Origin of the sequence: Aeromicrobium sp., from assembly GCF_036676885.1 — a bacterium.
Taxonomy (GTDB): Bacteria; Actinomycetota; Actinomycetes; order Propionibacteriales; family Nocardioidaceae; genus Aeromicrobium.
On sequence record NZ_JAKFCB010000054.1, the window covers coordinates 1 to 5,609 of the forward strand.

The following is a 5,609-nucleotide window of genomic DNA, read 5'->3' on the forward strand; positions in this document are numbered from 1 at the left end:
GCGTTGGGGATGTCGAAGCCGACGTACTTGACCGGGACGTCCATCTGCTGGGCGTCGGGCTTGCGCAGCAGCGTCGCGATCTCGACCGACGCGGGTCCTCGCGAGCGGAGGTTGGTGATGAGCCACGACAGCGTGAGGCCCGTGTCGATGATGTCCTCGACGATCAGGACGTGACGGCCCTGAAGGTCCGTGTCGAGGTCCTTGAGGATGCGGACGACACCGGACGACTTGGTGCCGGAGCCGTAGGACGACACCGCCATCCAGTCCATCTCGACGTGGCGGTCGAGGCTGCGCGCCAGGTCGGCCATGACCATGACCGCGCCCTTGAGCACGCCGACGAGCAGGATGTCCTTGTCTGCGTAGTCCCTCTCGATCTCCGCGGCCATCTCCTTGAGACGGGCCACGATCTGGTCCTCGGTGAAGAGGGTCTGTTCGAGCTCGAGGTCATCTTCGACATGCGTCACTTCCACAGGCTCAGCCTCCCACAGGGGTCCTCACGTACGACAGGGAATCCCCCTCCCGTACGCAGGCGACGCCTCCGGGCAGCTCGATTCGCCGCTGACCGTGCCAGCTCGTGACCAGGCGATCGAGCTCGGCCAGGTGTGTCGCGGTGAGCGCAGAGCCGTCGGCGCCGGCCTCGAGGGCGCCCAGGCGGAGCACTCGCGACCTCAGGGCCGGCGCGAGATCACGCAAGGTGTCGACGCGAAGTGGGGAGTCGACCGTGGCTGCGATGTCGTCGAGGCACGCGTTGTCGGCGCGCACCTGGTCGGCCGTACGCGCCAGCGCCTCGGCGACACCGCCGCCCAGCACCTCCTCGAGCAGGGGCATGACCTCGTTGCGGAGGCGTGACCGCCGGTAGGCCACGTCGGCGTTGTGCGGGTCGGCCCACCACGTGAGGTCGTACGCCCGGCAGATCTGCTCGGTCGCGGCTCGCCGCAGGGACAGGAACGGTCTGCGGAGCACGCCGTCGATCGGGGACATGCCGGCGATCGACCGCGGGCCCGACCCGCGGCCGAGCCCCAGCAGGACCGTCTCGGCCTGGTCGTCGAGGGTGTGTCCCAGCAGGATCGCATCGGCTCCCGTACGGGCGAGCGCCTCGTAGCGTGCCCGGCGGGCCGACGCCTCGGGTCCGCCGGCCGTGCCCACGTCGACCGTCACCACCTCTGAGCTGATGCCGAGATCCGTGAGCTGCTCGACGGCGCGCGCGGCGACCCGCGCCGAGCCGTCCTGCAGCTGATGGTCGACGATCACGGCGGACAGCGCGTACGCCTCGCGGTCGGCCACGAACGCCGTGACCGCGGCCAGTGCCAATGAGTCGGCGCCGCCGGAGACGGCGACGACGATCCGGCTGCCGGGTTCGAGGTCCGACAGCGCGCTGCGTACGAGGTTGCGACCTGTCGCGACCGTCGGGTCGAGTGCGCCGCCCATGCCGTCGAGCTCAGCCGTGCACGCGGGCGACCCACGAGGACGGGTCGAGGATCTCGGACTTGGTCGGCAGGTTGGCCGGCTCGGCCCAGACCGCGTTGAAGCCGGACAGGCCGACCTTGCCGTTGACCTCGCGGACGAACTCGGCGCCGTCGCGGTACTGGCGCATCTTGGCGTCGAGACCCAGCAGACGGCGGAGCAGGCGGTCGAACGGCCCGGCGCCCTTGCGCCGCTGGGTGAACTTGCGCCGGATCTCCGCCACGGTCGGGATGACGTCGGGCCCGACACCATCCATCACGACATCGGCATGGCCCTCGAGCAGCGACATGATGCCGGTCAGCCGGTCGACGACCTGGCGCTGCCGGTCGTTCTGGAACAGCTCCGCGAGCGAGGCGTCGGAGTCGCCGCGGACGATGCGGATCACCTCTCCGAGCCCTTCGGTCACGAGCGACGAGATCGCCGAGGCGTCGAGGTCGGTGGCGTCGACGAACTCGTCGAGCAGGGACTGCATGTGGTCGCGCATCCAGTCGACCGCGGTGAACTGCACGCGGTGCGTCTCCTCGTGCAGGCACACCCAGAGCCGGAAGTCGTGCGGATCGACGTCGAGCTGGCGCTCGGCCTGGACGATGTTGGGCGCCACCAGCAGGAGGCGCCCGCCCTCGCCGTTGGGGCCGTGCCAGAACGGGTCGAACTGGCCCAGGACCTTGGTCGACATGAACGACATCAGCGCACCGAGCTCGGCGCCGCTGATCTTCTCGCCGACGACGCGGCTCATGCCCGTCGGCCTCTTGTTGGAGGCCTCGAGCTTGGCCATGACGGGGTCCATCATGACCTTGAACGTGTCGAGGTTGGCCTCGATCCAGCGCGGTCGGTCGACCACGAGGACCGGTGCGGTGGCGGAGGTCGCGTGCAGGTCGCTGAACTCGCGGACCGGCCCCTCCGACCTGGCCGCACCCTCGCGCAGCTCGGCCACGGCCTCGGCCACCTCGGCGGCCGACAGGTCAGGGCCGGGCTTCGACAGCTTCGTCGCCGTCGAGAGCGCGAGCTTCCAATCGATCATGTGTCCAACGGTACGTGGTCGGCCCCGGTCGCCTTGAAACCTCAACTCACCATGCTTCGCAGCCGGCGGCTTCGCCGCGAGCGGCCTCGGTCTACGCGCCGCAGGTGCAGGCGGCGATCGCGGCGGCGACGCGGTCGAGGGCGGCCTGCGCCTCGACCGGCGCGGCCGTGCTCGTACGGTCCGCCATCACGGCGAACACCACGGGACGACCCTCCGCGTCGAGCGCGTATCCCGCCAGCGAGTGGATGCCGGTCAGGGTGCCGGTCTTGGCGCGCACCATTCCCCGCGACGCGGTCAGCTTGGCGAACCGGTCGACCAGCGTGCCGGTGAATCCGCTGACCGGCAGGTCGGCGGCCAGACCTGACGTCCGCGGAGTCGACGCGGCGACGTTGACGGTCTGCGCCAACGTCAGGGGAGCAATGCGATTGCGCCGCGAGAGCCCGCTTCCGTCCGCCAGCACGAGGCCCTCGATGTCGATGTCGGCCGCGTCGAGCACATCGGTGACGGCCTCGACCCCTCCGTCGAACGTCGCGGGCTTTCCGGCGGCGATGGCGAGGTGCCGCAGCATGACCTCAGCGGCCTGGTTGTCGCTCACCCGCAGCAGGGTCTCGACGATCCGCGCGACGGTCGCGCCGCGCACCACGGCGATGGCCGGCGCATCACCCGGCACCTTCGCCGGCTCGGGCTCCCCCGTGACGGTGATGCCGCGGTCCTCGAGCAGGCCGGCGAACGTACGGGCCGCGCTCGCTGCGGGGTCCCTCGCACGTATGCCGCCCTGCTCGCCCTGGTCGGCCCACAGCGCGCTGACCGGCGTGACGATGTTCTGGCTGACGTACGACGGCTCCCAGCCGGGGCTGGCGTCGGGACCCGTGAACAACGACGCGTCGAAGCCCAGGTTGACGCTGTCGGTGCCGACCCTCTTGAGCGCGGTGGCGGTGCGCTTGGCGAGCGTGGTCAGGTCGGCGCGCACGACGCCGTCGTGGGTCTTCTTCCGTTTGACCGCGAGGTAGGGATCGCCGCCTCCCACCAGCACGACCTGGTCCCCCGACCCGACGACGCGCGTCGCGTAGCGGGTCTGCGGGTCGATCAGCGACAGGGCGGCGAAGCTCGTGAGCACCTTGGTCGTGGACGCCGGGACGTACGCTCCGGGTCCCGACGACATGAGCTCGGTGCCGGTGGGCGGCGCGACCGCCGAGAACCCGACGCGCGGGCCGAGCACCGCCGCGTCGAGGGTCGGCGCGACGGCGGCCCTGAGCTTGGCCGGGTCGATGTCGCCGGGCGCGGGAAGTCCGGGTGCGGGATCCGCGGGAAGCGTGTCGGTCGTGAGCGACCGGGGCGGGATGACGTTGGCCGGGCCGCAGTCACCGTCGCAGATCAGGTCGTTCAGCTCGCCGCGGGACCACAGGAAGATGCCGAGCGCGACGACCAGCGTCAGGACCAGCGAGGGGATGATGATCGCACCACGGGGCTTCGAGACCCTGGCTCCCCCGTGTGACGGCACATGCGCCAGACTATAGAAACCCCGTTGCGCCGCCCTCACGGCGTGCGCACCCCGAATTCAACCGCCGGAGGCACCAGTGATTTTCGACGTCACCGTGGAGATCCCGAAGGGCAGCCGCAACAAGTACGAGGTCGACCACGCGACGCACCGCATCCGGCTCGACCGCACGCTGTTCACCGCGACCCAGTACCCCGCCGACTACGGCTTCATCGACGACACCCTCGGCCTCGACAGCGATCCGCTCGATGCCCTGGTGCTGCTGTCGGAGCCGACGTTCCCGGGCTGCGTGATCTCCTGCCGCACGATCGGCATGTTCCGCATGACCGACGAGGCCGGCGGCGACGACAAGGTCCTGTGCGTCCCGGCCAAGGACCCCCGCCAGGAGCACCTGCGCGACATCCACCACGTGCCGGAGTTCGACCGGCTCGAGATCGAGCACTTCTTCACGGTCTACAAGGACCTCGAGCCCGGCAAGTCCGTCGAGGGCTCCACGTGGACCGGCCGGGTCGAGGCCGAGGCCGAGATCCAGGCGAGCTACGACCGCTTCAAGGCCAACGGCGGATACTGAGCAGTCCCGCGACACCCGGGTCGCGGCTCGCGCGACCCGTGATCGTCAGCCGCTCGAGCTCTTGAGCAGCGCGCGCATCGTGTCGGCGAACACGCCGACGTCGATCGTGCTGTCGAGGGAACGCAGCGTGCCGAGCCCGATGCCGAGGCTCAGCAACGTCGTCGCCGCCTGGTCCGGGTCGATCGCATCGCCGAGGCCTGCCTCGGCGGTCACCTGGCGGACCAGCTCGGAGATCGCCGCGCGGATCGCGCGGTGGCGCTTGACCAGCTCGGTCGCGACGTACGGACTCTGGCGCGCGATGGCGCCGAACTCGACCTCGAGGGCGGTCCAGCGCGGCTGACCGAGTCCCTCGCGGGCCCAGGCGGAGAACGCCTCGATGCGGCCGTCGAGGTCGGTGTCCTGCGAGAACGCCGCGACGACGCCTTCGATCTGCTCCTCGTGGATGCTGTCGAGCACGGCCATGCAGAGCTGTTCCTTGCCGGCGAAGTTGGAGTAGACGGCGCCCTTGGAGAACCCCGCACGCACCGCGACCTTGTCGAGGGAGGTGGCGGCATAGCCGTCCGACAGGAACATCTCACGCGCGACCTCGATCAGCCGCTGGCGTGTCTGGGCCTGCCGCTCGGCCCGCGTGACCTTCGGGTTGTCCACTGTCACAACCGTTTCCTCATCTCTTTGCAACCTTCTCAGATACCGATAGTATCTGAAACGTGATCAAAAAGGACATCGTCATCATCGGCACCGGATTCTCCGGCATGGGCGCCGCCATGAAGCTACGCCAGTCCGGCCGCGAGGACTTCGTGATCCTCGAAAAGGCGCGCGATGTCGGCGGCACGTGGCGGGACAACACCTACCCCGGCTGCGAGTGCGACATCCCGAGCCACATGTACTCGTTCTCCTACGAGCTCAACCCCGAGTGGAGCAAGAGCTTCTCAGGCCAGGAGGAGATCTGGGCCTACATGCGCAAGGTCGCCGACGAGCAGGGCATCCGCCCCTACATCACGTTCGGCGTCGAGGTCACCGGCGCCGACTGGGACGAGGAGCGCAGCATCTGGACC

At 69.7% G+C, this 5,609-nt stretch carries 7 protein-coding genes; 2 read left to right on the top strand and 5 right to left on the bottom strand.

Annotated features, from left to right (window positions below; genetic code table 11):
* The 4 genes from hpt to dacB form a co-directional block, all read right to left on the bottom strand.
* Nucleotides 1-470 (bottom strand): hypoxanthine phosphoribosyltransferase (gene hpt / locus V6M46_RS02975; protein WP_332662281.1); only part of this gene is annotated, 470 nt, incomplete at its 3' end.
* Nucleotides 471-474: 4 nt separating this feature from the next.
* On the bottom strand, nt 475-1,428 hold the full coding sequence (tilS, locus tag V6M46_RS02980; RefSeq protein WP_332662282.1) for a tRNA lysidine(34) synthetase TilS: 954 nt from the start codon (nt 1,426-1,428) through the stop codon (nt 475-477).
* A gap of 10 nt (nt 1,429-1,438) precedes the next feature.
* Complete coding sequence (locus V6M46_RS02985; RefSeq protein WP_332662283.1) at nt 1,439-2,485, bottom strand: zinc-dependent metalloprotease; 1,047 nt, start codon at nt 2,483-2,485, stop codon at nt 1,439-1,441.
* A 91-nt stretch (nt 2,486-2,576) separates the two neighbouring features.
* Nucleotides 2,577-3,986: a D-alanyl-D-alanine carboxypeptidase/D-alanyl-D-alanine endopeptidase gene (gene dacB, locus V6M46_RS02990; protein WP_332662284.1), complete on the bottom strand. Its 1,410-nt coding sequence runs from the start codon at nt 3,984-3,986 to the stop codon at nt 2,577-2,579.
* Between the two features lie 76 nt (nt 3,987-4,062).
* Between dacB and V6M46_RS02995 the strand changes: the two genes are divergently transcribed.
* On the top strand, nt 4,063-4,554 hold the full coding sequence (locus V6M46_RS02995; protein ID WP_056209957.1) for an inorganic diphosphatase: 492 nt from the start codon (nt 4,063-4,065) through the stop codon (nt 4,552-4,554).
* Between the two features lie 45 nt (nt 4,555-4,599).
* On the opposite strand, the gene V6M46_RS03000 is transcribed toward V6M46_RS02995, so the two are convergent.
* On the bottom strand, nt 4,600-5,208 hold the full coding sequence (locus V6M46_RS03000) for a TetR/AcrR family transcriptional regulator (RefSeq protein ID WP_332662285.1): 609 nt from the start codon (nt 5,206-5,208) through the stop codon (nt 4,600-4,602).
* A 53-nt stretch (nt 5,209-5,261) separates the two neighbouring features.
* On the opposite strand from V6M46_RS03000, the gene V6M46_RS03005 reads away from it, so the two are divergent.
* Nucleotides 5,262-5,609: flavin-containing monooxygenase (locus V6M46_RS03005; protein ID WP_332662286.1), on the top strand; the 348-nt coding region annotated here is incomplete at its 3' end.

Coding starts and splice junctions, on each gene's coding strand:
- tilS (WP_332662282.1), bottom strand. CDS start 1,428: ATGGGCGGCGCACTCGACCCGACGGTCGCGACAGGTCGCAACCTCGTA.
- V6M46_RS02985 (WP_332662283.1), bottom strand. CDS start 2,485: ATGATCGATTGGAAGCTCGCGCTCTCGACGGCGACGAAGCTGTCGAAG.